The following is a 25,596-nucleotide window of genomic DNA, read 5'->3' as shown; positions in this document are numbered from 1 at the left end:
TAAGGATTACTGGGCATATGCTGTTTTCGTACCGAGGTGCCCTGCTGACGGGGCTGGTCTACCTGTTGGTTTCCATCGCGTGGCTGCTGTTCAGCCCCCTTTTATTGATCAACTTTCTCGATGAACCACCGGCATTGCAGTACGGTTTTCCGGTGAGCGGCTCTATATGGGTGGCGCTGAGTGCGCTGCTGATCTGCCTGATCTGCGCCCGCGCTGCCCGTACCAACCGTCTGCTGCGCCCCTTGAAGGAAAACCGCGAGCGTCTGCGCCAGGCTGCCGCTGTGTTCGATTGCACCCGTGAAGGCGTGTTGGTCACCGATAGCGCGGGCCAGATCGTGCATGTCAATCGCGCCTTTATCACCATCACCGGCTACCGCCGCGAAGAGGTGCTGGGGCGGCAACCGAGCCTGTTCAAGTCCGGGCGCCATTCGTCGAATTTTTACCGGCAGATGTTCGAGACCCTCGAACTAGAGGGTGAATGGAGCGGCGAAATCTGGAACCGGCGCAAAAGCGGCGAGATTTATCCACAGTGGCAAACCATCCGGGTCATCCATGACGACGACGGCCATGTCAGCCATTACGTCGCGGTGTTTTCCGATATCAGTGCCATCAAGGACTCTGAGCAAGAACTGGCGCACCTGGCCCATCACGACCCGCTGACCGACCTGCCCAATCGCCTGCTGTTCAGCGACCGCGCCGAACAGGCGCTGGCGTCGGCGCAGGTGCACAAACGTGGCTGTGCGTTACTGCTGCTAGACCTGGACCACTTCAAGATCATCAACGACAGCCTTGGCCACAACGTCGGTGACCAGTTGCTCAAGCACGTGGGCGAGCGCCTGGCGGGCCTGTTCGGCCCCGGCGTGACCCTGGCGCGTCTGGGCGGGGATGAGTTCGCCGTGCTGGCGGAAAACTGTCCACAGGTGACCCAGGCGGCAGCCCTGGCGCACCGCATGCTCGCGGCGATGAAGGATCCGTTCGTGTTCGATGGCAACCAGCTGTTTATCAGCGCCAGCATTGGCATCAGCCTGTTCCCCGGCGATGCCCTGAGCGCCGAACAACTGCTGCGCAACGCCGATTCGGCGCTGTTCAAGGCCAAGAGCGCGGGTCGCGAAGGCTTCGCGCTGTACACCGAAGAGCTCACCGCACACGCGCAAAGCCGGGTGGAAATCGCCGGCGAGTTGCGGCGCGCCCTCGACCGCGACGAACTGCGCGTCTACTACCAGCCGGTGCACAACCTGCAGGACGGCCGCCTGATCGGTGTCGAAGCGCTGGTGCGCTGGCAACACCCGGAGCGCGGCCTGGTGCCGCCCGGCGAATTCATCCCCATCGCCGAGCGTACCGGGCTGATTGCCGATATCGACGGGTGGGTGATGCTCCAGGCCTGTCGGCAGATGTGCCGATGGCTGGCCGAGGGCAAGCCGCTGGGGTTCATGGCGGTCAACGTCTCCAGCCGGCTGTTCGCCCGGCGCGAGCTGTACGAACACGTGGCGCGGGTGCTGCACGACACCGGCCTGGACCCGGCTTTCCTGGAGTTGGAGGTCACCGAAAGTGCGGTAATGGACGACCCCGACATGGCCCTGGAACAGCTGCACCGTCTGCGCGAACTGGGTCTGCGCCTGGCCATCGATGACTTCGGCACCGGATATTCCTCCCTGCTGCGCCTCAAGCGCCTGCCGGTGCACAAACTCAAGATCGACCAGGGTTTCGTCGCCGGGTTGCCGGAGGATGAAGATGACGTTGCCATCGTACGCGTGGTGATCGCCCTGGCCAAAAGCATGGGCATGCAGGTGCACGCCGAAGGCATCGAGCAGGTGGAGCAGGCCCGCTTCCTGCTGGACCAGGAATGCGACATGGGGCAGGGGTACTGGTTTGGAAAGCCCAAGCCGGCCACAGACATTGAATGGTCAAACTCCCGCGCGATTCGAACTTGAAACCCAGTCGACTGTGGGAGGGGGCTTGCTCCCGATTGCGGTTTACCAGTTGGCACATTGATCAGCTGATCCGCCGCCATCGGAAGCAAGCCCCCTCCCACAATTGCATCTTCGTTCGAATTGAATTTTTAGTTATATAAACATTCTTAAATAGTATTTTTAAGAATATCCGCGCTTATCTACTATCGCTCCCACGCCGCAAGCAGTTCCGCGACTGCCAGGCACTATTCATTTCAGGAGCGAGACCATGAGCGCATCTCTTCGTAGCGTCGACGGCCAGGACGAAGCAGCCATTTTGCGTGAGATCCAGAGCGCGCTGCGCGACCTGCGGTTCGGCGCGGTGGAAATCACTGTGCACAACGCACAGGTGGTACAGATCGAACGTAAAGAGAAATTCCGTTTGCAGAACCCGGGTAACAAACCGAGCTAGGCAGCCACGGCGATTCGCAACACCCGCAACCATAAGAAAAAGCCAACACCCAGAATTCTAGGAGCTTCCATGTCGTCGATTCGTCGTTATGCCCTGGCCGCGCTGGCCAGTGCCGTGTTTGCCGGTTCCGCCGTTGCCAAGGACTACGAGTTGCTCAACGTCTCGTACGACCCTACCCGTGAGCTGTACCAGGACTACAACGCGGAGTTCACCAACTTCTGGAAGCAGTCCCACCCCGGCGACACCGTCAAGATCCAGCAATCCCACGGCGGTTCGGGCAAGCAGGGCCGTGCTGTGATCGACGGCCTGCGCGCCGACGTGGTGACCCTGGCCCTGGCCGGCGACATCGACGAAATTGCAAAATTGGGCAAAACCCTGCCGGAAAACTGGCAGACCCGCCTGCCGGACGCGAGCACGCCGTACACCTCGACCATCGTGTTCCTGGTGCGCAAGGGCAATCCCAAGGGCATCAAGGACTGGGGCGACCTGATCAAGAAAGACGTGTCGGTGATCACGCCGAACCCGAAAACCTCCGGCGGTGCGCGCTGGAACTTCCTCGCCGCCTGGGCCTATGGCCTCAAGGCCGGTGGCAGCGAAGCCAAGGCCCAGGAATACGTGAAGGAACTGTTCAAACACGTGCCGATCCTCGACACCGGGGCGCGTGGCTCGACCATCACCTTCGTCAACAACGGTCAGGGTGACGTGTTGCTGGCCTGGGAAAACGAAGCGTTCCTGGCGCTGAAAGAAGACGGCGGCGCCGACAAGTTCGACATCGTCGTGCCGTCCCTGTCGATCCTCGCCGAACCACCGGTGGCTGTGGTCGACAAGAACGCCGAGAAAAAGGGCAACACCGAGATCGCCACCGAATACCTCAAGCACCTGTACAGCCCGGCTGGTCAGGAGATTGCGGCGAAGAACTTCTACCGCCCACGCGATGAAAAAGTCGCCGCCCAATACGCCAAGCAGTTCCCCAAACTGGACCTGGTGACTATCGACAAAGACTTCGGCGGCTGGAAAACTGCCCAACCGAAATTCTTCAACGACGGTGGCGTGTTCGACCAGATCTACACGGCGCAATAAACATACCGGCCTCCCTGTGGAATGCGGCCTGCTCCCACAAAAACTCATTCCTGCAGTGGTATCTACCCTTTAACCAAGGACTCTCATGTCGCGTCGTATCTCCCCCGTCATACCCGGCTTCGGGCTGACGCTGGGCTACACCGTGGTGTACCTCAGCCTGATTGTGCTCATCCCCCTGGCGGCGATGTTCGTCCACGCCGCTCAACTCACCTGGGATCAGTTCTGGGCCATCATCTCCGCTCCGCGCGTGCTGGCGGCGTTGAAACTGAGCTTCAGCACCGCGCTCTACGCCGCGCTGATCAACGGTGTGATCGGCACGCTGCTGGCTTGGGTGCTGGTGCGTTACACCTTCCCCGGTCGCAAGATCATCGATGCGATGATCGACTTGCCGTTCGCCCTGCCCACCGCCGTGGCCGGTATCGCGCTCACCGCGCTGTACACGCCGACCGGCCTGGTCGGGCAGTTCGCTGCCGACCTGGGCTTCAAGATCGCCTACACGCCCCTGGGCATCACCCTGGCGCTGACCTTCGTCACCCTGCCCTTCGTGGTGCGCACGGTGCAGCCGGTACTCGCCGACATCCCCCGGGAGATCGAAGAAGCCGCCGCCTGCCTGGGCGCCAAGCCGCTGCAGGTGTTCCGCTACATCCTCGTGCCCGCGCTGCTGCCGGCCTGGCTTACCGGCTTTGCGCTGGCGTTTGCCCGAGGCGTGGGTGAGTACGGTTCGGTGATCTTCATCGCCGGCAACATGCCGATGAAGACCGAAATCCTGCCGCTGCTGATCATGGTCAAGCTCGACCAGTACGACTACCGCGGTGCCACCTCCATCGGTGTGCTGATGCTGGTGGTTTCCTTTGTGTTGCTGCTGCTGATCAACTTGCTGCAGCGGCGCATCGAACGTCCATAAGGAGGCGCGGAACATGTCCCAATCGTCTATTTCCGCCGCGTCCTCGGCCAATGCGGCCCGGCGTGGCAGCGCGGTGTCGCGGCGTATCCTGATCGGCCTTGGCTGGCTGGTGTTTGCGCTGTTTTTGCTGTTGCCGCTGTTTATCGTGGTGTCCCAGGGCCTGAAGAACGGCCTCGGCGCGTTCTTCGCGGCCATCCTCGAACCCGACGCGCTGTCGGCGCTGAAACTCACGGTGATCGCCGTGGCGATTTCGGTGCCGCTCAACGTGGTGTTCGGCGTCAGCGCGGCCTGGTGCGTGAGCAAGTACTCGTTCCGTGGCAAGAGCATCCTGGTGACGCTGATCGACTTGCCGTTCTCGGTATCGCCGGTGATCGCGGGCCTCGTCTACGTGCTGATGTTCGGCGCCCAGGGCTTCTTCGGGCCGTGGTTGCAGGAGCACGATATTCAGATCGTGTTCGCCTTGCCCGGCATCGTGCTGGCGACCATTTTTGTCACGGTGCCGTTCGTGGCCCGTGAGCTGATCCCGCTGATGCAGGAGCAGGGCACCCAGGAAGAGGAGGCCGCGCGCCTGCTCGGCGCCAATGGCTGGCAGATGTTCTGGCACGTGACCGTGCCGAACATCAAATGGGGCCTGATCTACGGCGTGGTGCTGTGTACTGCGCGGGCCATGGGCGAATTCGGCGCGGTGTCGGTGGTGTCCGGGCACATTCGCGGTGTCACCAACACCCTGCCGCTGCACGTCGAGATTCTCTACAACGAATACAACCACGTTGCCGCGTTTGCGGTGGCCAGCCTGTTGCTGATCCTGGCGCTCTTCATCCTGCTGCTCAAGCAGTGGAGCGAGAACCGTATCAACCGCCTGCGCAACAGCGCCGGTGAGGAATAAGTCATGTCGATCGAAGTCCGTAATGTCAGCAAGAACTTCAACGCCTTCAAGGCCCTGAACAGCATCAATCTGGACATCCAGAGTGGCGAGCTGGTGGCGTTGCTGGGCCCGTCCGGCTGCGGCAAGACCACCTTGCTGCGCATCATTGCCGGGCTGGAAACCCCGGATGACGGCAGCATCGTGTTCCACGGCGAAGACGTCTCCGGCCACGATGTGCGCGATCGCAACGTCGGCTTTGTGTTCCAGCACTACGCGCTGTTCCGCCACATGACCGTGTTCGACAACGTCGCCTTCGGCCTGCGCATGAAACCGAAAAACCAGCGCCCGAATGAAAGCCAGATCGCCGCCAAGGTTCACGAGCTGCTGAACATGGTGCAGCTCGATTGGCTGTCGGATCGCTACCCGGAACAACTCTCCGGCGGCCAGCGCCAGCGCATCGCCCTGGCGCGCGCGTTGGCGGTCGAGCCCAAGGTGCTGCTGCTGGATGAGCCGTTCGGCGCCCTCGACGCCAAGGTACGTAAAGAGCTGCGCCGCTGGCTGGCGCGCCTGCACGAAGACATCAACCTGACCTCGGTGTTCGTGACCCACGACCAGGAAGAGGCGATGGAAGTCGCCGACCGCATCGTGGTGATGAACAAGGGCGTGATCGAGCAGATCGGCTCACCGGGTGAAGTCTACGAAAATCCGGCCAGCGATTTTGTGTATCACTTCCTTGGTGACTCCAACCGCCTGCACCTGGGCGAAGACCAGCACGTGCTGTTCCGCCCGCATGAGGTGTCGCTGTCACGCCATGAGCTGGAGGATCACCACGCGGCCGAGGTGCGCGATATTCGCCCGCTGGGCGCGACTACGCGGGTGACGTTGAAGGTCGAAGGCCAGAGCGAGCTGATCGAAGCCGAAGTGGTGAAAGACCACGACAGCCTCACCGGCCTGGCCCGTGGCGAGACGTTATTCTTCAAACCCAAGGTCTGGCAAAAAGCCTGACAACCCCGCCATACCCAATGTGAAAATCGGGCCAATGTGGGAGGGGGCTTGCTCCCGATAGCGGTGTATCAGCCACCTGTTCAGCAGCTGACCCACTGCCATCGGGAGCAAGCCCGCTCCCACATTCAGATTTCGCTCGGTTTTAGATCACGGCGTGCCATTGGCCCGGAGCGCGCTTCGATCTGCTGTTTCAGCTCGCGTCGCAACCCCAGCAAAAACGCCGCCTCCGCCACCACGAACAACGGCCCCACAATCAGCCCCGACACATCATCCACAAACGCGGGCTTGCGGCCTTCGTAGTAGTGCCCGACAAACTGAATCACCCAGCCCACCACGAACAGACCGATGCCGCTGCTCAGCCACACCAGCGTGCTCTGCGCGGCCAGCGCGTGCCCGGCCCACACCGACAAGCCCATCAGCACCGTCATCAGCACGCCCAGGGCCAGTTCCAGGCGCAGGTAAAACCACGCCGAAAACAACGCCACGATCACCGCGGGTGAAATCCACAGACCGCCGACTGTCCATTCGGGGCGCGACAGCAGTACGGCCACCGCCACCACAATCAACGGAATACCGATGAAGTGGCTGGCGATATTGCGTGGGTCACGGTGATAGGCGGCGTATTGGCTGAGGTGGTCGACGAGGCTTTTCATTGTTGTTCCTCCTGTTGGATGCTTGAGCATAACCTACGAGCCGCGATAGGTAGAGAACCCGTAAGGGCTCAGCAACAGCGGGATGTGGTAATGCTGGTCGGCCTGCTTGACCTGGAAAATCACCGGGACTTCCGGGAAAAACGTCTCGCGGTTGGCCTTTTTGTAATAGTCGCCAGTCTTGAATACCACGCGGTATTCACCCGGCGTCATGCTGCGGTTGGCGGGGAACAGTTCGGCGATGCGCCCTTGCGGGTTGGTGACGCCCGCAGACAGCGATTGCCATTGATCGCCCACGTGCTGCTCCAGAGTGACGTTCACGCCGGCACTCGGCAGGCCGTTTTCCAGGTTGAGCACATGTACGCTCAACGGGTTGCCGTCGGCCTGGGCCAGGGTGCACAGGCCGCTGAGGCTGAGGGCGGCGAGGGTCATGCTGAGGGTTTTCATCGAGAAGTCCTTTTGAGGGAGTTGGAATCAGAGGGAGGTTTTCAGGCCCAGTTGCTCGGCGGCCTGTAGTGCGCAGGACTCGTCCTGGGCTGCGCCGCCGGCACCGGCAACGCCCAGCGCGCCGACCAGCTCAGCGTCGGCGAACAACGGCACGCCGCCACCGAGCAACAGCAACTCGGGCAAGCTGTTAAGGTTGGCGGCTTCGGGGTTGTTGCGCGCCCGTTCGGCAAACAGCCGGGTCGGCGTTTTGGTCGACAACGCGGTGTACGCCTTGCGCTGGCTGGCGAGGCTGTTGTGCGGCCCGACGCCGTCCGCCCGCAGACCCAGCAGCAGGTTGCCGCCACGGTCGAGTACGGTCAGCGCGGCGCTGCAATGGGTGAGGCTCGCATCGGCCAGTTGGCGCGCGGTGTGCAAATCCAGCGTGGCGTAGCGGGGCAGTTGCGGCGTCGCCAGGGCTGCGGTGCAGACGGCGAGGCTGAGGAACAGGGCAGTGCGATGCATGGTGATGGCTCCAGAAAGCAGGCCGTCACGGTAGCCAGTGAACGTGGTCAGAAGCCGCACAATTTGATGACAGGTTTGTAATCAAACCCAGAGGTAAGGCATGCAGGTGTTGTTAGTGGAAGACCAGCCCGAGCTGGCGCAGCGTATGGCCCAGGGCTTGAGCGAAGCGGGCTTCGGCGTGGAAGTCGCGGCCAACGGCATGGCGGCGCAGCGGTTTGTGGAAAGCACCGTGTACGACCTGGTGATCCTGGATGTGATGCTGCCCGGGCTGAACGCCTGGAAGCTGCAACAGGCCATTCGGCAGCGCGGCGACACGCCGGTACTGTTCCTGACCACGCCGGGCGGGATCGAAGATCGCCTGCGCGGGTTGGAGTTGCATGAGGATGACTACCTGCTCAAACCGTTCGAGGCCAGGACGTTGGTGGCGCGGGTGAGGAAGCTGTTGCGGCGTGATCGCGGGCGGTGAATGCCTGGGCCATGGCTATCGGGAGCAAGCCCCCTCCCACATTTGACTGTATTCACAAAGCTGAACAGGGGAAAACTTGCTCCCCACTTGAATGTGTTCACAGATCACACTGTGGGAGGGGGCTTGCTCCCGATGAGGCCCCCAAAAACACCCCACATCCCCCTACCGCAACCCATCCCTGAACTGCCCCGGCGTGATCCCCGTCCAGCGCTTGAACGCCCGGCTGAAACTGCTGGTGTCGGCAAACCCCAGCAGATGACTGATCTCAGCCAATGAGCACTGCGGATCGCGCAAATGCTGCAGCGCCAGATTCTCCCGGCATTCATTGAGCAGCGCATCAAAGCGACACCCCTCATCCGCCAGATGCCGCTGCAGGCTGCGCAGGCTCAAGTGCAGCGCCTGGGCAATGCGCTCGGCGCCCGGCTCGCCGTCGGGCAACTGCGCCTCGATGGCGGCGCGTACCTTGCGTTCCCAGGTCAGCGGTTGCAGTTGCGCCAGGGTGCGCTTTAGCACGGTTTCGTTGTGTTCGGCCAGCTCCGGGTTGGCGTCGTCCAGGTGGCTGTCGAAATCGTGGGCGGCGAACTCCAGACGGTCCTCCTCAGCGCCAAAAAACACGGGTGCGCGGAACACCGTGTGCCACGGGCCGGCATCGGCCGGTTCGGCACGGCGCAGGTACACGGCCAACGGCGCATAGTCGCGGCCCAGACGGTTGCGGCAGGTGCGCACATAGATCGCCGCAAACGCATCGATGGCTTCCGGTGCCGGTGCCGGGCTGCCTTCGGGTTGCAGCAGACGAAAGCTGTAGTGATCGCCGTGACGGGTCAGCTCCAGGCTCAGCGCATCGCTGACCACCTGGTGATAACGCACGATACGCTCGAACACCTCACGCAGACTGCCGCTGGCCACCAGTGCGTAACCCAGCGCGTGAAACGTGGTGGGACTGACAAACCGCGACACCCGCAAACCAATCGCCGGGTCACCGCTGGCCTGCACCGCCAGCGCCCACAGGCGCGTGGTGGCCGACAGCGGATAACGCGCATTGGGGTCGTCCATCTGCTGCGGGTCGAGCCCGGCCTGCATGCACAGCGCGGCGCTGTCGAGGCCCAGGGCATCGAGCTGCTTGCGCAGGGCGCGGGTCCAACTGGCGAGGGACGTGGGTTCGGTCATGGCGATTGGCGCTTGCGGTCAACAGGTTGGCGTGTGGGGCTGATGCCCTGACGTACCGCGTGAGTCAGGATACATCCATCAATAAACAGAGGATGGGAGCATGGACGGTACTTCTGCAAGCCCCCGGCAGATGAACGCGCAACAGCGTGCCGCGCATATCCGTGAAGTGGTGCTGGCCGAAGGCGTGCGTCTGCGCCGGCAGCACCCCTGGCTGTCGCATCAGGACGCCCTCGGCGCGGGCATCCTGGCCTTCGCTTTGCTGGGCATGATCGGTTCGGCGGCGCTGTATATCACCGGGTATATGGCCTGGTGGGCGTGCCTGCTGCTCAATGCGTTTCTGGCCTCGTTGACCCACGAGCTGGAACATGACCTGATCCACAGCATGTACTTTCGCAAGCAGCGTGTGCCCCACAACCTGATGATGGGCCTGGTGTGGCTGGCGCGCCCGAGCACCATCAACCCGTGGATACGCCGGCACCTGCACCTCAACCATCACAAGTTCTCCGGCACCGAAGCCGATATGGAAGAGCGCGCCATCACCAATGGCGAGCCTTGGGGCTTTGCGCGTTTGCTGATGGTGGGCGATAACCTGATGTCGGCGTTGATCCGCCTGCTGCGCGCCAACACCTGGGGCCACAAGTTCAAGATCCTCAAGCGCGTTGTGTGGGTCTACGCGCCGCTGGCGCTGCTGCATTGGGGCGCGTGGTATGTCTTCCTCGGCTTCCATGCCGCCAATGGCATCGCCAGCCTGTTGGGCGCGCCGATCGACTGGTCGGCCGGCACCTTGCAGATGATGCAGGTGATCGACATTGCTGCTGTGGTGATCATCGGTCCCAACGTGCTTCGCACGTTCTGCCTGCACTTTGTCAGCTCCAACATGCACTACTACGGCGATGTGGAGCTGGGCAATGTGCTCCAGCAGACCCAGGTGCTCAACCCCTGGTGGCTATGGCCGATGCAGGCGTTCTGCTTCAATTTCGGCAGCACCCACGGGATTCACCATTTTGTAGTGAAGGAGCCGTTTTACATCCGCCAGATGACCGCCAAGGTGGGGCATAAGGTGATGGCCGAGATGGGTGTGCGCTTCAATGATTTCGGCACGTTTGCGCGGGCCAATCGGCTGGAGCCGACTGCGCACGCTTGAAAGAATTATTGCCGAAATGCAGGTGTGGCGAGCCCTAATGCCGTTCAGTTAAGCGCAGATTCCCTGTGGCGAGCAGGCTTGTCCTGCGTTGGGCTGCGCAGCAGCCCCAAAACCAGACGCTGAGCCGTATCAGGTACACCGCGTTTTGCTTGATTGGGGGCGCTTCGCACCCCAACGCGGGGCAAGCCCGCTCGCCACAGTAAGCCCACAAGAGCCCTCTTGATCGTTCCCACGCGTGGGAACGATCAAAATTTCCTTAACTGAACGGTATTATGGCGAGCCCGCTCGCCACTGGAAGATCAGTTGGACGTTAAAGGTCCATCCGCACAGCTCGCCGGGCTGAACAGCCGCGTCACCAGCAGCATCGCCAGCACCGTCACGGTCAGCACGATCCAGGCGCTGACAAAATGGCCGGTGAGTTCGCGCAGCCAACCGGTCAGCCACGGCGAAATCGCATTGATCAAAAAGCCCACACCCTGCACGAACGCGGCCAGTTGCCCAGCCTGGCGCGGGTCGCGGTGGTGGTCGAGGGTCAGCAGCAGGCTCAGGGCAAAACACGCGCCCAGGCCGAAGCCGCACAGCGCTACCCACAGGTGCGGCAGGGTCTGCGGCGCGAGGATCAATCCCAGATAACCGATGGCCTGCGCCGACAGGCTGATGCCGAGCAGCGGGCGACGGTCGCTGCCACGTTGCGCGAGCACCGGCATCAGCAGCGCGGCGAGCACCTGGAAGATCGTCATGTACGCCAGCAGCGAACCGCTGGGCAGCACGTCCCAGCCCAGTTGCTGATAGTACGCGGGCAGCCAGGCCACCAGACTCATATAGCCACAATTGACCAAACCGAAATACAGCGCCAGCAGCCACGCGCGACGATTACGCAGCCCTTTGAACACCGGTGCCACTTGCGCATTTCTCGCCGCGCCCAGGGGCAACCATGCCCACAACAGCAACGCCCCCAGCGCGGGCAGCAGCCATACGCCAAGCCCCGCCTGCCACTGCTGGAAATGCGTGGCCACCACGGGGCTGAGCAACGCTGCCAGCCCGCCGCCGGCCATCAGCGAGGCCGAGTACACGCCCATCGCCACCGGCACGCGCTGGTGAAATTCACGCTTGATCATTGCCGGCACCAGCGTCTGGATCAGCGCCACCCCCGCGCCGCCCAGCAGCGCCGTCACCAGCAGCGCCGATGCCTGGCCCAGCAGCCAGCGCGCCAGGCATGCCAGCAGAATCATCATCAGGCCCAGGGCGATGCCACGGCGCTCACCCAAGCGCGCCTCCACACGCACCCCCACCAGTGCCACCAGGCCCATGCACACCACCGGCAAACTGGTGAGCAGGGCGCTGCTCTGAAAACTCAGGCCCGTCGCCTGGCGAATCTCACCGAGCAATGGGCTGATGGAACTGAGGATCGGCCGCAGGTTAAGACCCAGCACCACCAGCAGGCCCCAGCCAGCAAGTCGGCCCACGAGTGAAGAATTAAGTGCCATGCAGATCCGTCCCTGAACATCAAAAACACCCAGTATGAAGAGCCCGACCCCAACTTGCAGCTTGCAGCTAAAAACTTGATGCTGTCTTTTAGTTATTAATAAATAGCTTCTTATTCCTTAGCGGATATAAACCCCGTCCCTATACTGTCCACCAACGCTAAACGCTGCAGGAGGGCACACCCATGCACAGCGAGTCGATTCGTTACCTGATCGTGCCGGGCTGGCAAGGATCGCCAGAAGATCATTGGCAAAGTCACTGGCAGAACAGCCTGCCCAACAGCGCGCGCGTGGAGCAGGCCGACTGGCTGAACCCGCGCCGCGAAGACTGGGTGGCCGCGCTGGCCGAGGCTATCGCGGCCGACAGCACGCCGGTGATCCTGATCGCCCACAGCCTGGGCTGCATCACCGTCGCTCACTGGGCGGCCACCGCGCCGGTGCACTTTTTGCGGCAGGTGCGCGGTGCCCTGCTGGTGGCGCCGGCCGATGTAGAGCGCCCGGCTTGCGCCCCGGCCCTGCGCAACTTCGCGCCGATTCCGACCGACTTGCTGCCGTTTCCCAGCCAGGTGGTCAGTTCCGACAACGACAGTGCCGTCAGCGCCCCGCGTGCCCTGGAACTGGCCCGCAACTGGGGGGCCGAAGCGGGCATCTTGTCCGGTGCCGGGCATATCAATGTGAAGTCTGGTCACCGGCGCTGGGAGCAGGGCTTCGCCTACCTCTATCGCCTGCAAAGTCGCCTTGAGCACCACGCCCGGCGTAGCGCATAAATTTTTCAACGCCCCGTCCCTGAGTGGATTGGGGCGGGAGCCTGCCATGAGTCTGCATGAAACCTTCGGCCAGCCACTGCTGACCTTCCCCGACGCCGAAAAGAGCCCGCTGAGCATCCGCGCCAAGGCACTGGTGTTTGTCGACCCACGTTCGCGGCAATTGCGCGAAGACCTCGAAAGCCTGGCCCCACGCGCCTTGCCCGTGTTGATTCGCGGCGAGACCGGCAGCGGCAAGGAGCTGCTGGCGCGGCATATCCACCGAGGCAGTGATCGCAGCGGGCTGTTTGTGTCGGTCAACTGCGGCGCGATCAGCCCCACCTACGCCGATGCCGAATTGTTCGGTTATGCCGCCGGCAGCCACAGCGGCGCGGTGAGCAGCCGCGCTGGCTGGTTTGGCTCGGCCAATGGCGGCACCTTGTACCTGGATGAGATCGGCGACCTGCCGCTGCCGATCCAGGTCAAGTTGCTTGCGGCCCTGGAAAACCATGAAGTCACCCGCGTCGGTGCCCAGCAGCCAAGCCCGGTGGACGTGCGCCTGGTGGCGGCAACCAGCATCGACCTGGCCCAGGCCGTGGCGGCCGGAAAATTCAATGAGCGGCTGTTTCATTACCTGAGCGAAGGCAAGCTGGAGTTGCCGGCGCTGCGCGAGCGGGTGGGCGACATCCTGTCCCTGGCCGAATATTTCCTCGGCATCTACAGTCAACGCCTGGAGTTGCCGGTGCCGCTGATCAGCGAAGCGGCCCAGCGCGTGCTGGAGCAGCACAGCTGGCCCGGCAATACCCGTGAGCTGGAAAACGTTATTCACTTCGCGTTACTGGTGAGCAGCGGCGATGAGATCCTGCCGGAGCATTTGAACCTGCCGGTGGCCGGTTCTGCGCTGGAACAAGTACGACGGATTTACCAGAGCGCCAGCCCTGCCGAGCAGGAAACCCTGCTGAAATTCCTGCATGAGCAAAATGGAATATCAACGTGAATAAAAGATATTGTTCGGGAATAAAAAATATCGGTATTGTCCGCTTCATGCCGCGATAGCACATCGCTGGCACCTTACATAAAAACGGTCGTCAGAGACGCCCCGCACTTTCGATTAAGGACACTGCATGAAAAAGGTTTTGCTGTTTACCGCATTGGCGGCTGCCCTGACTGCCGGCTTCGCCCAGGCCAACGAGAAACTGGTGGTGGCCGCGACGCCGGTGCCGCACGCCGAGATCCTCGAGCTGGTCAAGCCGACCCTGGCCAAGGAAGGCGTGGACCTGCAGGTCAAGGTCTTCACCGACTACGTACAGCCCAACGTGCAAGTGGCCGAGAAGCGTCTGGACGCCAACTACTTCCAGACCCTGCCGTACCTGGAAAACTTCAACAAGGGCAAGGGCACCAACCTGGTCACCGTGATCGGCGTGCACGTTGAACCCTTCGGCGCTTACTCGAAAAAGATCCAGAAAATCGAAGACCTCAAGGACGGCGCCACCGTTGCCATCCCGAACGAGGGCTCCAACAGCGGCCGTGCCCTGCTGCTGCTGCAAAAGAACGGCGTGATCACCCTGAAAGACCCGACCAATGCGCTGTCCACGCCAAAAGATATCGCCAGCAACCCGAAACACCTGAAGTTCCGCGAGCTGGAATCGGCACTGCTGCCACGCATGCTCGACCAGGTTGACCTGGCGCTGATCAACACCAACTACGCTCTGGAAGCCGGCCTCAACCCGGCCAAGGACGCGCTGATCATCGAAGACGCCAAGTCGCCGTACGTGAACTTCCTGGTAGCCCGTCCGGACAACAAGGACAGCGACGCCATCCAGAAACTGGCCAAGGCGCTGACCAGCCCGGAAGTGAAAGCCTTCATCGAGAAAAAATACGGCGGCGCGGTCGTGCCGGCGTTCTGATGTAACGCAAAACCCCTTCAAGGTTTCAACGCCGACGGCTTCTACAGCGTCGGCGTTTTTTTGTTTAAGACCCAATCAAAACTGTGGGAGGGGGCTTGCTCCCGATAGCGGCGTTCCAGTCACTCAAGTAATAACCGAGACACCGTCATCGGGAGCGAGCCCCCTCCCGCTTTTATCCTCGGCACCCTGCCAACGTTTCTCAAAGCCGTGGGCGTGACGTTGCAAGTGGGCCTGATCGCCATTGCCACTTCCCTGCTGGTAGCGCTGATCAACGCCGCGCTGCTGGTGTTTCGCACGCCGTATCTGGCGCGCCTGGTTGCGTGGTATGTGGAGCTGGCGCGCAACACGCCGCTGCTGATCCAGCTGTTTTTTGTGTACTTCGCGCTGCCGGCCGGGCGTGGCGATGCGTATGCCCAGGACAACCTGGTGCTGTTCAGCTGGGCCAAGCAGAACCCGGGCTACCGCGTGCTGGACGAGAAACTCGGTGATGAAGCGCCGATTGCACCGGCGGTGAAGAAGGGCAATATCGAACTGCGTGACTGGGTGAATGTGGAGTTGGCCAAGCTGGGCGAGGAGAAGTTTTTGCTCAAGCTGTACGACCAATATGTGCGCAAGGAATTGAGCGATGACACCAAGCCTGAGAGTGTGATTGTCGAAGGCGGCAAGTGGCAGGGCTGATTATTCATTGATGGTCATGGCCCCATCGGGGGCAAGCCCCCTCCCACATTTGACGGTATTCACACATCAGAATCTGTGAACCCGATCCAGTGTGGGAGGGGGCTTGCCCCCGATAAGGCCGGTGCATGCCAAGACTAGTCCGGCCAATGCCACGCCGGTGCATCCAGCATCCCTTGCCCGACAATTTGCGTCTGCCCCATCACCTTCTCCAGCACAATCGAGTTACACCCCTCATCCTGCTCCAGTGCGGCAATCAACCGGCTGGCATGGGACACCACCCACACCTGGCACTGCTGCGATGCCTGAATGATCAGGCGCGCCAACGCCGGCAGCAAATCCGGGTGCAGGCTGGTTTCCGGCTCGTTCAGCACCATCATGCTCGGCGGCCTGGGTGTCAGCAGCGCGGCGATCAGCAGCAGATAGCGCAAGGTGCCGTCGGACAACTCAGCCGCCGACAATGGCCGCAGCAACCCTTCCTGATAAAACTCGATGGCGAAGCGTCCACCCTGTAACGGCTCGATATTCAGCCGCGCACCGGGAAATGCATCACTGATCGCGTGCTGCAACGCCTCGGGGTCGCCGATCTCGCGAATGGTCTGCAACGCGGCCGCCAGATCGCGCCCGTCGTGATGCAGCACCGGTGTCCGCGTGCCCAGTTGCGGCTGGCGTACCGGCGCATCCACGTCACTGCGAAAGTGATCATAAAAACGCCAGCCGCGAATACTCTCGCGCAGCAGCAACACCTCCGGCGAGCCGCGCAAATTACCGACCTGGTCGAACAGGCTCTGGTAATTCGGCGTGTGCTGGGCCAGCACATCCCAGGCGCGGCCGTCACGGGCGCGCACCATTGGCCCAGAGCGCTGCACCAGCAGGCTGGCCGGGCGGTAAATATGCCCGGCCCAGATGCATTCCTTTTTCACTTGCGGGTCCAGCGAGAAATACGACGCGCTGGGTTCAGGCAACCCTAACGAGATGGCATAGCTGAAGTCCTCGGCGGCAAAGCCCAGGCGCAGGCGTTTGACGCCCTGGCGCACGGTGGGCTCGACCGCCACCTCGCCATTGCGCATGCGCCGGCTGATAGTCTGCGGCCCGGCCCAGAATGTGGAATCCAGCCCACCCTCGCGGGCCAGTGCATTGATCACCCCGCCCTGGGCGGTTTCGGCCAGCAGGCGCAACGCTCGATAGAGGTTGGATTTGCCGCTGCCATTGGCCCCGGTGATCAGGTTCAAGCGATCAAGCGGCACCACCAATTTATTGATCGAGCGGTAATTGGCCACCGCGAGGGTCTTGAGCATGGGGATTCATTCGGCTTGGGAACCATCGGAGTATGTAAGCCTCCATGCAGATAAGGAACCCTGAACTACGCTCACAGTCGCATACTCACTGGCAAGTCGGCATCACGCAAAAGGAGCCTGCATGGGCGGTCGTATTTCCACCTGTATTTTCGGATTTGGCCTACTGGCGCTACTGAGCGGCTGTAGTGAAGAAAACGCCGAGCCCAAGCAGCATTCCCGGGTCTTTGTGCAAACCGTTGCGCCGGCGGATTTCGCCGCAGCGGTGACCCTGACCGGTGATATCCAGGCCCGTGTACAGACCGACCTGTCCTTTCGCGTCGGCGGCAAGATCATCCAGCGCATGGTCGATGTGGGCGATCGCGTCACGGCCAAACAAGTGCTGGCCAGGCTCGATCCCAAGGATCTGCAGACCAACGTCGATTCGGCCCAGGCCCAGGTGGTCGCCGAGCAGGCGCGGGTCAAGCAGACCGCCGCCGCCTTCGTGCGCCAGGAAAAACTGCTGCCCAAGGGCTACACCAGCCGCAGTGAATACGATTCGGCCCAGGCCGCCTTGCGCAGCAGCCAAAGCGCATTGGCCGCCGCCCAGGCGCAGTTGGCCAACGCCCGCGAACAACTGGGCTACACCGCGCTGATAGCTGACGCCCCCGGTGTGATTACCGCGCGCCAGGCCGAGGTGGGCCAGGTGGTGCAGGCCACCATGCCGATTTTCAGCCTGGCCACCGATGGCGAGCGCGATGCCGTGTTCAACGTCTATGAGTCGCTGCTGGGGCAGCCGGCGCCACAGACGCCGATCACCGTGAGCCTGCTCGACAACCCGAGCATTCAGGCAGTGGGCAAAGTGCGTGAAGTCACCCCCGCCGTGGCTGCCAACACTGGCACCGTGCAGGTCAAGATTGCCCTGCAAAGCCTGCCCAAGGGCATGCAACTGGGTTCGGTGGTGAGCGCGACCGCCAAGGGCAAGGCCGCGCCCAGTGTCGAGCTGCCCTGGTCGGCCCTGACCAAAGACATCAACGACCCCGCCGTATGGCTGGTCGACGGCGACGGCAAGGCGCAGTTGCACAAGGTCAGCGTGGCGCGCTACCTCACCGGCAAAGTGATCATCGGTGACGGCCTCAAGGGCGGCGAAAAAGTCGTGGTGGCGGGTGGGCAGTTGCTGCATCCCGGCATGCTTGTCGAGATTGCCCAGCCAGGAGCGCAGCCATGAAGCGCCTGACCGCTCTGCTGGCCGCCAGCCTGTTGCTGACGGCCTGTTCCAAGGAAGAAGCGCCGCCCGAGCCGGTGCGCCCGGTGCTGTCGATGCAAGTGAAGGCTGAAGACCAGGAAACCTTCGGCCGCTTCGCCGGCACCATCCAGGCCCGCTATGAAAGCAACCTCGGCTTTCGCGTGCCCGGCCGCATTGCGCGGCGCGCCGTGGACGTGGGCGCCGAAGTGGAGAAGGGCGCCCTGCTCGCCGTGCTCGACCCCACCGATCAGCAAAACCAGCTGCGCGCCGCCCAGGGCGACCTCGCCCGCGTGCAGGCGCAGTACATCAACGCCCAGGCCAACGCCCGTCGGCAGCAGGAACTGTTCAACCGCGGCGTCGGCGCCCAGGCCCAGTTGGACGTGGCGCAGACCGACCTGAAAACCACCCGCGCCACCCTTGAGCAAGCCCAGGCCTCGGTCAACCAGGCCAGGGACCAGCTCAACTACGCCGAACTGCGCACCGACCACGCCGGTATCGTCACGGCCTGGAACGCCGAGGCTGGCCAGGTGGTGACGGCCGGCCAGCAAGTGGTGACCCTGGCCCGCCCGGACATCAAGGAAGCGGTGATCGACCTGCCGGCGGGCCTCGCCGAGCGTCTGCCGGCAGACGTGGTGTTTCTGGTGGCCGGGCAGCTCGACCCCGGCGTCAATACCACCGCCGTCGTGCGCGAGATCGAACCCCAGGCCCAAAGCGCCACGCGCACCCGTCGCGCGCGCCTGACCCTGGCCGAGACACCGCCCGCCTTTCGCCTGGGCACGGCGATCAGCGTCACATTGAGCAGCGCCATTGCGCCGCGTATCGAGCTGCCCCTGAGTGCCTTGCAGGAGGTCGACGGCACCACCCGCATCTGGCTGCTCGACACCCAGAGCCAGACGGTGCAGCCGCGCGATGTCACGGTGCTCAGCCGTGACAGCGACAGCGTCTTGCTCAAGGGCGGGGTCAAGCCCGGCGAGCGCGTCGTCACCGCCGGCGTGAACAGCCTGAAACCCGGGCAGAAAGTCAAAATCGACAAGGACAGCCCGCGATGAAACGCAGCTTCAACTTATCCGACTGGGCCCTCAAGCATCAGTCCTTCGTCTGGTACCTGATGTTCGTCGCGCTGCTGATGGGCGTGTTCTCGTACATGAACCTGGGGCGTGAGGAAGACCCCTCGTTCACCATCAAGACCATGGTGATCCAGACCCGCTGGCCGGGCGCGACCCAGGAAGAAACCCTCAAGCAGGTCACCGACCGCATCGAGAAAAAACTCGAAGAACTCGATGCCCTCGACTACGTGAAAAGCTACACGCGACCGGGCGAGTCCACGGTGTTCGTGTTCCTCAAGGACACCACCAGCGCCAGGGACATCCCGGACACCTGGTACCAGGTGCGCAAGAAGATCGACGACATTCGCGGCAGCTTCCCCCAGGGCTTGCAGGGGCCTTCGTTCAACGACGAGTTCGGTGACGTGTTCGGTTCGGTGTATGCCTTTACCGGCGACGGCCTGTCGATGCGCCAGCTGCGCGACTATGTGGAGCAGGTGCGTGCCGAGATTCGTTCGGTGCCGGGGCTGGGCAAGGTCGAGATGATCGGCCAGCAGGACGAAGTGATCTACCTCAATTTTTCCACGCGCAAACTGGCCGCCCTCGGGGTTGATCAGCGCCAGGTGGTGCAAAGCCTGCAATCGCAGAACGCGGTGACCCCCGCCGGGGTGATCGAGGCCGGGCCGGAGCGGATTTCCGTGCGCACCTCCGGGCAGTTCGCCTCGGAAAAGGACCTGGCCAACGTCAACCTGCGCCTCAATGACCGCTTCTACCGTTTGGCCGATATCGCCGAGATCAGCCGTGGCTACGTCGACCCCGCGCGGCCGATGTTCCGCTTCAACGGTAAACCGGCAATCGGCCTGGCGATTGCCATGCAGAAGGGCGGCAATATCCAGTCGTTCGGCAAGGCGCTGCACACGCGCATGGACGAACTGACCGCCGACCTGCCGGTGGGCGTGGGCGTACACAAGGTGTCCGACCAGGCTGAGGTAGTGGAAGAAGCCGTCGGCGGTTTCACCAGCGCGTTGTTCGAAGCGGTGATCATCGTGCTGGTGGTGAGCTTCATCAGCCTGGGCATGCGCGCGGGCCTGGTGGTGGCGTGTTCGATTCCGCTGGTGCTGGCGCTGGTGTTCGTGTTCATGGAATACAGCGGCATCACCATGCAGCGCGTGTCCCTGGGCGCGCTGATCATCGCCCTCGGCCTGCTGGTGGACGACGCGATGATCACCGTGGAAATGATGATCACGCGTCTGGAAAAAGGCGAAACCAAGGAGCAGGCGGCGACCTACGCCTACACCTCCACTGCCTTCCCGATGCTCACCGGTACGCTGGTGACCGTGGCCGGCTTTGTGCCTATCGGCCTCAACGCCAGTTCGGCAGGGGAATACACCTTCACGCTGTTCGCGGTGATTGCCGTGGCCATGCTGGTGTCGTGGGTGGTGGCGGTGCTGTTTGCGCCGGTGATCGGCGTGCATATCCTCAGCGCCAATGTGAAACCGCACAACGGTGAGCCGGGACGCATTGGCCGTGCCTTCAACGGCGGCATGCTGTGGGCGATGCGTAATCGCTGGTGGGCCATCGGTATCACTGTGGGGCTGTTCGTGGCGTCGGTGTTTTCCATGCAGTTCGTGCAGAACCAGTTTTTCCCGTCGTCGGACCGCCCGGAAGTGCTCGTCGACCTGAACCTGCCGCAAAACGCCTCGATCAACGAAACCCGCAAGACCGTCGACCGCCTCGAAGCGATCATCAAGGACGACCCGGATATCGCGCGCTGGAGCACCTACATCGGGCAGGGCGCGATCCGTTTCTACCTGCCCCTCGACCAGCAACTGGAAAATCCGTACTACGCGCAGTTGGTGATTGTCAGCAAAGGCCTGGAAGAACGTGGCGCGTTGATCGCGCGTCTGCAAAAGCGCCTGCGCGATGACTTTGTCGGTATCGGCAGCTATGTGCAGCCGCTGGAAATGGGCCCGCCGGTAGGGCGGCCGGTGCAGTATCGCGTGTCGGGCAATGACACCGACCAGGTGCGCAAGCACGCCATCGAACTGGCGACCCTGCTTGACCAGAACGATCACCTGGGCGAGATCATCTACGACTGGAACGAGCCGGGCAAAGTGCTGCGTGTCGACATTGCTCAGGACAAGGCGCGGCAACTGGGGTTGTCGTCGGAAGACGTGGCGCAGTTGATGAACAGCGTGGTCAGCGGTGCCTCGGTGACCCAGGTGCACGACGACATCTACCTGATCAACGTGGTCGGCCGCGCCGAAGACGCCGAACGCGGCACGCCGGAAACCCTGCAGAACCTGCAGATTGTCACGCCCAACGGCACCTCGATTCCGCTGCTGGCGTTCGCCACCGTGCGCTACGAGCTGGAGCAGCCGCTGGTGTGGCGCCGCGACCGCAAGCCGACCATCACGGTCAAGGCCTCGGTACGCGATGAGATACAGCCCACCGACCTGGTCAAGCAGCTCAAACCCGAGATCGACACGTTCAGCGCCGGCCTGCCGGTGGGCTACAAGGTCGCCACCGGCGGCACCGTGGAAGAAAGCGGCAAGGCCCAGGGCCCGATTGCCCGCGTGGTGCCGCTGATGCTGTTCCTGATGGCGACCTTCCTGATGATTCAGTTGCACAGCGTGCAGAAGATGTTCCTGGTGGCCAGTGTGGCCCCTCTGGGGCTGATCGGCGTGGTGCTGGCGTTGATTCCCACCGGCACGCCCATGGGCTTTGTGGCGATCCTCGGCATTCTGGCGCTGATCGGTATCATCATCCGCAACTCGGTGATTCTGGTGACGCAGATTCACGAATATGAAGTGGCCGGCTACACGCCATGGGATGCGGTGGTGGAAGCCACCGAGCACCGGCGCCGGCCGATCCTGCTCACCGCTGCGGCAGCCAGCCTGGGCATGATCCCGATTGCGCGGGAAGTGTTCTGGGGGCCGATGGCTTACGCGATGATTGGCGGGATTATCATTGCCACGCTGCTGACGCTGCTGTTTTTGCCGGCGCTGTATGTGGCCTGGTACAAGATCCGTGAGCCGAAGCAGGACCAGCAGGAAAAACGCGGTTAAAAATGTGGGAGGGGGCTTGCGCCCGATAGCAGTGGGTCAGCCACCCGATTATTTGGCTGACCCACTGCTATCGGGAGCAAGCCCCCTCCCACAGTTTCAATCGGCGGAGAGTTTGCAGCCAGTGTTCATCCTGGATTCCACGACCATGAAGCAACGCTGACCTCAAACCATATGGGCAACCCAATGTGGGAGGGGTGGTCTTAAGGCTTGCGCCAGACACTCGCCAGCCACGGTTGCTGATCGCGGGGTAGCCCGGCCGGGCGGTAGTAATGCTCCAGTTCCACAAACCCGGCTGTGGTCAGCAACGATTGCCACGCCTCCAGGTCGTGGTAGGCACCATAGCGCGGCCCATTCCAGCCTTCACGGTTGTCCCCGCGTGGATTGGAGCTGAACAACACACCGCCCGGTTTCAACGCAGCCTGCAATTGCTTGAGTACGCGCGGTAATTCCTGCTTGGGGATATGAAACAGCACCGCGTTGGCGAAGATCCCGTCGAAGCGTGCGGCGGGCAGGTCGAGCTTGAGGAAATCCTGCTGGTAGACCTCGCAGCCACTGTCCTCGCGCGCCATCTGCGCAAAGCGCTCGGAGCCGTCCAGGCCTACGGCGACATGCCCCATGCGCGTAAACGTCTGCAGATCGCGCCCCGGCCCGCAGCCGAAATCCAGCACGGTAAACGGCGCCTCGCCCTGAATATGGCGCAGCAGCGCATCGATGTTCTGGCTCACATCGTGGTCGCGGGTGCCTTCGCGAAAGTCCTCGGCCACCTGGTTGTAGTGGCCCAGGGTGGTGGAGGTGATCTGGTTGAGGTCTTCGGGCTTGAGGGGCATGAGCGGCGGTACCGGGTGCTGAGAGGCCTCGACTATACCTCACCGCTTGTTGAGCACCCGCGCCAACCGGTCCCCACCCAACTGAATCACCGCCACCAGCACCACCAGCAGCACAATCACCGTGAGCATGATCTGCGTGTCAAAGCGCTGATACCCATAGCGGTAGGCAATGTCGCCCAGGCCACCGGCGCCAATCGCCCCGGCCATGGCCGATGAGTTGATCATCGTCACCAGGGTAATCGTGAACCCGCCGACGATACCCGGCAGCGCCTCCGGCAACAGCACATGGCGGATGATGTGCCAGCGCCGGCAACCCATGGCCTGTGCGGCTTCGATCAGCCCGTGATCGACCTCACGCAGACTCACTTCAGCGATGCGTGCAAAGAACGGCGTGGCGGCGATGGTCAGCGGCACCACGGCCGCCCAGACGCCGTAGGTGGTGCCCACGATCAGGCGGGTGAAGGGGATCAGCGCCACCATCAGGATCAGAAACGGAATCGAACGGAACAGATTGACGAACGCCCCCAGCACGCGGTTCAACGCCGGGGCCTGATAGATGCCGCCCTTGTCGCTGGTCACCAGGAACACCGCCAGCGGAATGCCTACCAGCAAGGCGATCAGCGACGACACGCCGACCATCAACAAGGTGTCGATGGCGCCCTGCACCAAACGATCAAACCACATAGCCCAGCACCTCCACCTGTTGCGCCCAGTTCGCGGCGCGGTTGCGCAGTTCTTCGGCGCTATGGGCCGAGCCATTCACCGCCAGTAGCAATTGCCCCAGGGCATGCCCCTGGATCCGTTCCACGCCGCCCTGCAGCAAGCGCACGCGCCCGCCGAGGGCGCTGAACAGCGCGGCCAAGTCGGGTTCGTCGGTGGCGCTGCCGGTGAACTGCAAGCGCAGCACCACAGCCGCGTCAGCCGCTACCCGCGTCGGCTGCAAGCGACTTTGCAGCTCTGGCGCCAAGTCATGCTGCAACGGCGCCAGCAGGGTCTGGCTCACCGCATGTTGCGGGTTGCCAAACACTTGCCACACCGGGCCTTGCTCGACGATTTTGCCGTGTTCGAGCACCACTACGCGGTCGCAGATGTCGCGGATTACCGCCATTTCGTGGGTGATCAGCACGATGGTCAGGCCCAGGCGCCGGTTGATCTCACGCAGCAGGGCGAGGATCGACTGGGTGGTTTCCGGGTCGAGGGCCGAGGTGGCCTCGTCGCACAACAGAATCTCGGGGTCGTGCACCAGCGAACGGGCGATGCCCACGCGCTGCTTTTGCCCGCCGGAGAGTTGCGCCGGGTAGGCCTTGTGCTTGTCCTGCAAACCCACCAGTTCGAGTAGCTCGCGCACCTTTTGCTCGCGCTGCGGCCTGGGGATGCCCGCCACTTTGAGTGGCAATTCGACGTTCTGCCACACGGTCTTGGCCGACATCAGGTTGAAGTGCTGGAAGATCATGCCGATGCGCCTGCGCAGCGCCACCAGGCGGTCTTCGTCGAAGTCGCCGATGTCCACCTGATCGATCAGCACGCGCCCGCTGCTGGGCTGTTCCAGACGATTGATGGTGCGGATCAGCGAGGATTTACCGGCGCCGCTGCGACCGATGATGCCGAACACTTCACCGCGCTGGATCGCCAGGTCGATGCCGTGCAGGGCCTGCACCGTGCCGTCGTAGGTCTTGCCCAGGTTGATGAATCGCACATGGGCGCGGTTCAGTTCAGGGTGCAACTGGGTCTGTTCGGCGTCCCTGAGCGGTGTGCCCAGGTCGCGAAGTCGGGCATTGGCGGCGCTCATTTTTTACCTTCCCAGCCTACCTGGTAGAGCGTGCCGAGGGATTTATCCAGGGCGGCGCGCACCACCGGCGAGTGTTGGTAAATGTCGACGAACTTGATCACGCGCGGGTCGGTTTTGCTCTTGGGCTGGATCACGAACTGGATCACGTATTCCGGATGGTCCAGGCCGTCGAACAGCAACGCCGACTCGGCATCGAAGGTCTTCGAGAGGCGGATATATGCCGGGTAGCCCTGCACCAGGTCGGCGTCGTCATAGGCGCGCACCAGTTGCACTGCTTCCACTTGCAGGATCTTCAGCTTTTTCGGATTGCTGACGATGTCTTCTTCGGTGGCCTTGTAGCCTACGCCCGGATTGAGGGTGATCAGCCCGGCCTTGGCCAGCAGTTGCAGGCCACGTCCGCTGTTGATCGGGTCGTTGGCAATCGCCACGCTGGCGCCCTCGGGCAGGTCCGCAATGGCTTTGTATTTTTTCGAATACAGCCCGACGTTGTTGATGATGCCCGGCGCGTACGGCACCAGGTCAAAACCGGCGGCGGCCTTGGCGTTTTCCAGGAAGGGGATGTGCTGGAAGTAGTTCACGTCGATATCGCCGGCGGCCAGGCTGACGTTGGGCGCGATCCAGTCGGTGAATTCCACCAGCTCGACGTTCAGGCCCTGCTTGCCGGCTTCGGCGACGGCGGCTTCCAGAGGAATGGCGAAGGCGGCGGTGGTGCCGACTTTCAGTGGCGCATCGGCGGCGAACACCGACGAGCTGAACACACCGAGGGCAAGGGCCAGTGCTTTGACTGGGTGGGAGAGCAGTGTTTTTTTCATGGTCGATTTCCAGTCATAAGGTGCAGGTGCAAACAATGAAGTTCCACTGTGGGAGGGGACTTGCTCCGATGACGGTGGGTCAGTCACAGGATGGGTTCACTGACACTCCGCTATCGGGAGTAAGCCCCCTCCCACATT

General features: G+C 62.6%; 25 protein-coding genes. 15 read left to right on the top strand and 10 right to left on the bottom strand.

The genetic code is table 11. The features are described from left to right. Window positions 1-17 precede the first annotated feature (17 nt). From dibA to ACXX81_RS21540, 6 genes are all read left to right on the top strand, one after another. A complete protein-coding gene (gene dibA, locus ACXX81_RS21565; protein ID WP_458572355.1) occupies window positions 18-1,931 on the top strand; it encodes a phosphodiesterase DibA in 1,914 nt (637 codons plus the stop codon). Between the two features lie 247 nt (window positions 1,932-2,178). Continuing rightward, window positions 2,179-2,361: a sulfur starvation response protein OscA gene (oscA, locus tag ACXX81_RS21560; RefSeq protein ID WP_003170956.1), complete on the top strand. Its 183-nt coding sequence runs from the start codon at window positions 2,179-2,181 to the stop codon at window positions 2,359-2,361. A 69-nt stretch (window positions 2,362-2,430) separates the two neighbouring features. Next, the gene (locus ACXX81_RS21555; protein WP_231422651.1) at window positions 2,431-3,441 is read left to right on the top strand and encodes a sulfate ABC transporter substrate-binding protein; all 1,011 of its coding nucleotides are present in this window, start codon (window positions 2,431-2,433) and stop codon (window positions 3,439-3,441) included. Between the two features lie 85 nt (window positions 3,442-3,526). Continuing rightward, window positions 3,527-4,345, top strand: a complete 819-nt coding sequence (cysT, locus tag ACXX81_RS21550; protein WP_159953615.1) for a sulfate ABC transporter permease subunit CysT — start codon at window positions 3,527-3,529, stop codon at window positions 4,343-4,345. Window positions 4,346-4,358: 13 nt separating this feature from the next. Next, window positions 4,359-5,231, top strand: coding sequence for a sulfate ABC transporter permease subunit CysW (gene cysW, locus ACXX81_RS21545; RefSeq protein ID WP_209987174.1), 873 nt, complete (start codon window positions 4,359-4,361; stop codon window positions 5,229-5,231). A 3-nt stretch (window positions 5,232-5,234) separates the two neighbouring features. Further along, window positions 5,235-6,215, top strand: coding sequence for a sulfate/molybdate ABC transporter ATP-binding protein (locus ACXX81_RS21540; RefSeq protein ID WP_209987177.1), 981 nt, complete (start codon window positions 5,235-5,237; stop codon window positions 6,213-6,215). A 125-nt stretch (window positions 6,216-6,340) separates the two neighbouring features. Here ACXX81_RS21540 and ACXX81_RS21535 read toward each other — a convergent pair whose 3' ends face one another. The 3 genes from ACXX81_RS21535 to ACXX81_RS21525 are packed head-to-tail and all read right to left on the bottom strand — an operon-like array spanning window position 6,341 to window position 7,813. Next, window positions 6,341-6,868, bottom strand: coding sequence for an Mpo1 family 2-hydroxy fatty acid dioxygenase (locus tag ACXX81_RS21535; RefSeq protein WP_231422652.1), 528 nt, complete (start codon window positions 6,866-6,868; stop codon window positions 6,341-6,343). A gap of 33 nt (window positions 6,869-6,901) precedes the next feature. Then, window positions 6,902-7,312, bottom strand: coding sequence for a hydroxyisourate hydrolase (gene uraH / locus ACXX81_RS21530; protein WP_209987183.1), 411 nt, complete (start codon window positions 7,310-7,312; stop codon window positions 6,902-6,904). A 27-nt stretch (window positions 7,313-7,339) separates the two neighbouring features. Next, window positions 7,340-7,813, bottom strand: a complete 474-nt coding sequence (locus ACXX81_RS21525) for a GlcG/HbpS family heme-binding protein (protein ID WP_209987186.1) — start codon at window positions 7,811-7,813, stop codon at window positions 7,340-7,342. Window positions 7,814-7,913: 100 nt separating this feature from the next. Here ACXX81_RS21525 and ACXX81_RS21520 point away from each other — a divergent pair, with 100 nt between their 5' ends. After that, a complete protein-coding gene (locus tag ACXX81_RS21520) occupies window positions 7,914-8,279 on the top strand; it encodes a response regulator (protein ID WP_209987189.1) in 366 nt (121 codons plus the stop codon). A 162-nt stretch (window positions 8,280-8,441) separates the two neighbouring features. On the opposite strand, the gene ACXX81_RS21515 is transcribed toward ACXX81_RS21520, so the two are convergent. Continuing rightward, window positions 8,442-9,446: an AraC family transcriptional regulator gene (locus tag ACXX81_RS21515; protein WP_322212334.1), complete on the bottom strand. Its 1,005-nt coding sequence runs from the start codon at window positions 9,444-9,446 to the stop codon at window positions 8,442-8,444. A gap of 100 nt (window positions 9,447-9,546) precedes the next feature. On the opposite strand from ACXX81_RS21515, the gene ACXX81_RS21510 reads away from it, so the two are divergent. Further along, a complete protein-coding gene (locus ACXX81_RS21510) occupies window positions 9,547-10,590 on the top strand; it encodes a fatty acid desaturase (RefSeq protein WP_209987194.1) in 1,044 nt (347 codons plus the stop codon). A gap of 299 nt (window positions 10,591-10,889) precedes the next feature. Here the strand turns inward: ACXX81_RS21510 and ACXX81_RS21505 are convergent, their stop codons facing one another. Beyond that, window positions 10,890-12,077, bottom strand: a complete 1,188-nt coding sequence (locus ACXX81_RS21505) for a CynX/NimT family MFS transporter (protein WP_458572354.1) — start codon at window positions 12,075-12,077, stop codon at window positions 10,890-10,892. A gap of 182 nt (window positions 12,078-12,259) precedes the next feature. Between ACXX81_RS21505 and ACXX81_RS21500 the strand changes: the two genes are divergently transcribed. The 4 genes from ACXX81_RS21500 to ACXX81_RS21485 all read left to right on the top strand — a co-directional run bounded on the left by ACXX81_RS21500 (window position 12,260) and on the right by ACXX81_RS21485 (window position 15,402). Then, window positions 12,260-12,841 (top strand): alpha/beta hydrolase, encoded by a 582-nt coding sequence (locus ACXX81_RS21500; RefSeq protein ID WP_231422654.1) that lies wholly within the window; start codon window positions 12,260-12,262, stop codon window positions 12,839-12,841. Window positions 12,842-12,887: 46 nt separating this feature from the next. Beyond that, entirely contained in the window at window positions 12,888-13,814 is a 927-nt protein-coding gene (locus ACXX81_RS21495; protein WP_209987203.1) for a sigma 54-interacting transcriptional regulator, read from the top strand. A gap of 127 nt (window positions 13,815-13,941) precedes the next feature. Then, entirely contained in the window at window positions 13,942-14,724 is a 783-nt protein-coding gene (locus ACXX81_RS21490) for a MetQ/NlpA family ABC transporter substrate-binding protein (RefSeq protein WP_209987204.1), read from the top strand. A 147-nt stretch (window positions 14,725-14,871) separates the two neighbouring features. Then, window positions 14,872-15,402 (top strand): ABC transporter permease subunit, encoded by a 531-nt coding sequence (locus ACXX81_RS21485; RefSeq protein WP_458572604.1) that lies wholly within the window; start codon window positions 14,872-14,874, stop codon window positions 15,400-15,402. Between the two features lie 134 nt (window positions 15,403-15,536). Here ACXX81_RS21485 and ACXX81_RS21480 read toward each other — a convergent pair whose 3' ends face one another. Next, window positions 15,537-16,697 (bottom strand): AAA family ATPase, encoded by a 1,161-nt coding sequence (locus ACXX81_RS21480; protein WP_231422656.1) that lies wholly within the window; start codon window positions 16,695-16,697, stop codon window positions 15,537-15,539. Between the two features lie 121 nt (window positions 16,698-16,818). Here ACXX81_RS21480 and ACXX81_RS21475 point away from each other — a divergent pair, with 121 nt between their 5' ends. The 3 genes from ACXX81_RS21475 to ACXX81_RS21465 are packed head-to-tail and all read left to right on the top strand — an operon-like array spanning window position 16,819 to window position 22,030. Then, the gene (locus ACXX81_RS21475) at window positions 16,819-17,901 is read left to right on the top strand and encodes an efflux RND transporter periplasmic adaptor subunit (protein WP_231422657.1); all 1,083 of its coding nucleotides are present in this window, start codon (window positions 16,819-16,821) and stop codon (window positions 17,899-17,901) included. Beyond that, complete coding sequence (locus ACXX81_RS21470) at window positions 17,898-18,968, top strand: efflux RND transporter periplasmic adaptor subunit (protein WP_322212339.1); 1,071 nt, start codon at window positions 17,898-17,900, stop codon at window positions 18,966-18,968. The genes ACXX81_RS21475 and ACXX81_RS21470 overlap by 4 nt, the downstream gene beginning before the upstream one ends. Then, window positions 18,965-22,030 (top strand): efflux RND transporter permease subunit, encoded by a 3,066-nt coding sequence (locus tag ACXX81_RS21465; RefSeq protein ID WP_209987216.1) that lies wholly within the window; start codon window positions 18,965-18,967, stop codon window positions 22,028-22,030. The genes ACXX81_RS21470 and ACXX81_RS21465 overlap by 4 nt, the downstream gene beginning before the upstream one ends. Window positions 22,031-22,230: 200 nt before the next feature. Here the strand turns inward: ACXX81_RS21465 and ACXX81_RS21460 are convergent, their stop codons facing one another. From ACXX81_RS21460 to ACXX81_RS21445, 4 genes are read right to left on the bottom strand one after another with little or no spacing between them, the layout of a single operon-like run. Next, on the bottom strand, window positions 22,231-22,857 hold the full coding sequence (locus tag ACXX81_RS21460; protein WP_209987219.1) for a class I SAM-dependent methyltransferase: 627 nt from the start codon (window positions 22,855-22,857) through the stop codon (window positions 22,231-22,233). Between the two features lie 39 nt (window positions 22,858-22,896). Continuing rightward, entirely contained in the window at window positions 22,897-23,541 is a 645-nt protein-coding gene (locus ACXX81_RS21455) for a methionine ABC transporter permease (protein WP_209987223.1), read from the bottom strand. Next, on the bottom strand, window positions 23,531-24,646 hold the full coding sequence (locus tag ACXX81_RS21450; RefSeq protein WP_209987226.1) for a methionine ABC transporter ATP-binding protein: 1,116 nt from the start codon (window positions 24,644-24,646) through the stop codon (window positions 23,531-23,533). The genes ACXX81_RS21455 and ACXX81_RS21450 overlap by 11 nt, the downstream gene beginning before the upstream one ends. After that, entirely contained in the window at window positions 24,643-25,458 is an 816-nt protein-coding gene (locus ACXX81_RS21445) for a MetQ/NlpA family ABC transporter substrate-binding protein (RefSeq protein ID WP_209987229.1), read from the bottom strand. The genes ACXX81_RS21450 and ACXX81_RS21445 overlap by 4 nt, the downstream gene beginning before the upstream one ends. Between the last annotated feature and the right edge of the window lie 138 nt (window positions 25,459-25,596).

It is taken from the genome of Pseudomonas sp. GNP013, assembly GCF_054343995.1.
Note: the sequence above shows the minus strand (reverse complement) of the source record. Positions and strands in the feature narration are given on the sequence as shown.

Coding starts and splice junctions, on each gene's coding strand:
- ACXX81_RS21490 (WP_209987204.1), top strand. CDS start 13,942: ATGAAAAAGGTTTTGCTGTTTACCGCATTGGCGGCTGCCCTGACTGCC.
- ACXX81_RS21455 (WP_209987223.1), bottom strand. CDS start 23,541: ATGTGGTTTGATCGTTTGGTGCAGGGCGCCATCGACACCTTGTTGATG.
- ACXX81_RS21515 (WP_322212334.1), bottom strand. CDS start 9,446: ATGACCGAACCCACGTCCCTCGCCAGTTGGACCCGCGCCCTGCGCAAG.
- ACXX81_RS21505 (WP_458572354.1), bottom strand. CDS start 12,077: ATGGCACTTAATTCTTCACTCGTGGGCCGACTTGCTGGCTGGGGCCTG.
- ACXX81_RS21525 (WP_209987186.1), bottom strand. CDS start 7,813: ATGCATCGCACTGCCCTGTTCCTCAGCCTCGCCGTCTGCACCGCAGCC.
- ACXX81_RS21510 (WP_209987194.1), top strand. CDS start 9,547: ATGGACGGTACTTCTGCAAGCCCCCGGCAGATGAACGCGCAACAGCGT.
- ACXX81_RS21450 (WP_209987226.1), bottom strand. CDS start 24,646: ATGAGCGCCGCCAATGCCCGACTTCGCGACCTGGGCACACCGCTCAGG.
- ACXX81_RS21520 (WP_209987189.1), top strand. CDS start 7,914: ATGCAGGTGTTGTTAGTGGAAGACCAGCCCGAGCTGGCGCAGCGTATG.
- ACXX81_RS21445 (WP_209987229.1), bottom strand. CDS start 25,458: ATGAAAAAAACACTGCTCTCCCACCCAGTCAAAGCACTGGCCCTTGCC.
- uraH (WP_209987183.1), bottom strand. CDS start 7,312: ATGAAAACCCTCAGCATGACCCTCGCCGCCCTCAGCCTCAGCGGCCTG.
- ACXX81_RS21495 (WP_209987203.1), top strand. CDS start 12,888: ATGAGTCTGCATGAAACCTTCGGCCAGCCACTGCTGACCTTCCCCGAC.
- ACXX81_RS21460 (WP_209987219.1), bottom strand. CDS start 22,857: ATGCCCCTCAAGCCCGAAGACCTCAACCAGATCACCTCCACCACCCTG.
- cysW (WP_209987174.1), top strand. CDS start 4,359: ATGTCCCAATCGTCTATTTCCGCCGCGTCCTCGGCCAATGCGGCCCGG.
- ACXX81_RS21475 (WP_231422657.1), top strand. CDS start 16,819: ATGGGCGGTCGTATTTCCACCTGTATTTTCGGATTTGGCCTACTGGCG.
- dibA (WP_458572355.1), top strand. CDS start 18: ATGCTGTTTTCGTACCGAGGTGCCCTGCTGACGGGGCTGGTCTACCTG.
- ACXX81_RS21470 (WP_322212339.1), top strand. CDS start 17,898: ATGAAGCGCCTGACCGCTCTGCTGGCCGCCAGCCTGTTGCTGACGGCC.
- ACXX81_RS21465 (WP_209987216.1), top strand. CDS start 18,965: ATGAAACGCAGCTTCAACTTATCCGACTGGGCCCTCAAGCATCAGTCC.
- ACXX81_RS21480 (WP_231422656.1), bottom strand. CDS start 16,697: ATGCTCAAGACCCTCGCGGTGGCCAATTACCGCTCGATCAATAAATTG.
- ACXX81_RS21555 (WP_231422651.1), top strand. CDS start 2,431: ATGTCGTCGATTCGTCGTTATGCCCTGGCCGCGCTGGCCAGTGCCGTG.
- cysT (WP_159953615.1), top strand. CDS start 3,527: ATGTCGCGTCGTATCTCCCCCGTCATACCCGGCTTCGGGCTGACGCTG.
- oscA (WP_003170956.1), top strand. CDS start 2,179: ATGAGCGCATCTCTTCGTAGCGTCGACGGCCAGGACGAAGCAGCCATT.
- ACXX81_RS21540 (WP_209987177.1), top strand. CDS start 5,235: ATGTCGATCGAAGTCCGTAATGTCAGCAAGAACTTCAACGCCTTCAAG.
- ACXX81_RS21500 (WP_231422654.1), top strand. CDS start 12,260: ATGCACAGCGAGTCGATTCGTTACCTGATCGTGCCGGGCTGGCAAGGA.
- ACXX81_RS21535 (WP_231422652.1), bottom strand. CDS start 6,868: ATGAAAAGCCTCGTCGACCACCTCAGCCAATACGCCGCCTATCACCGT.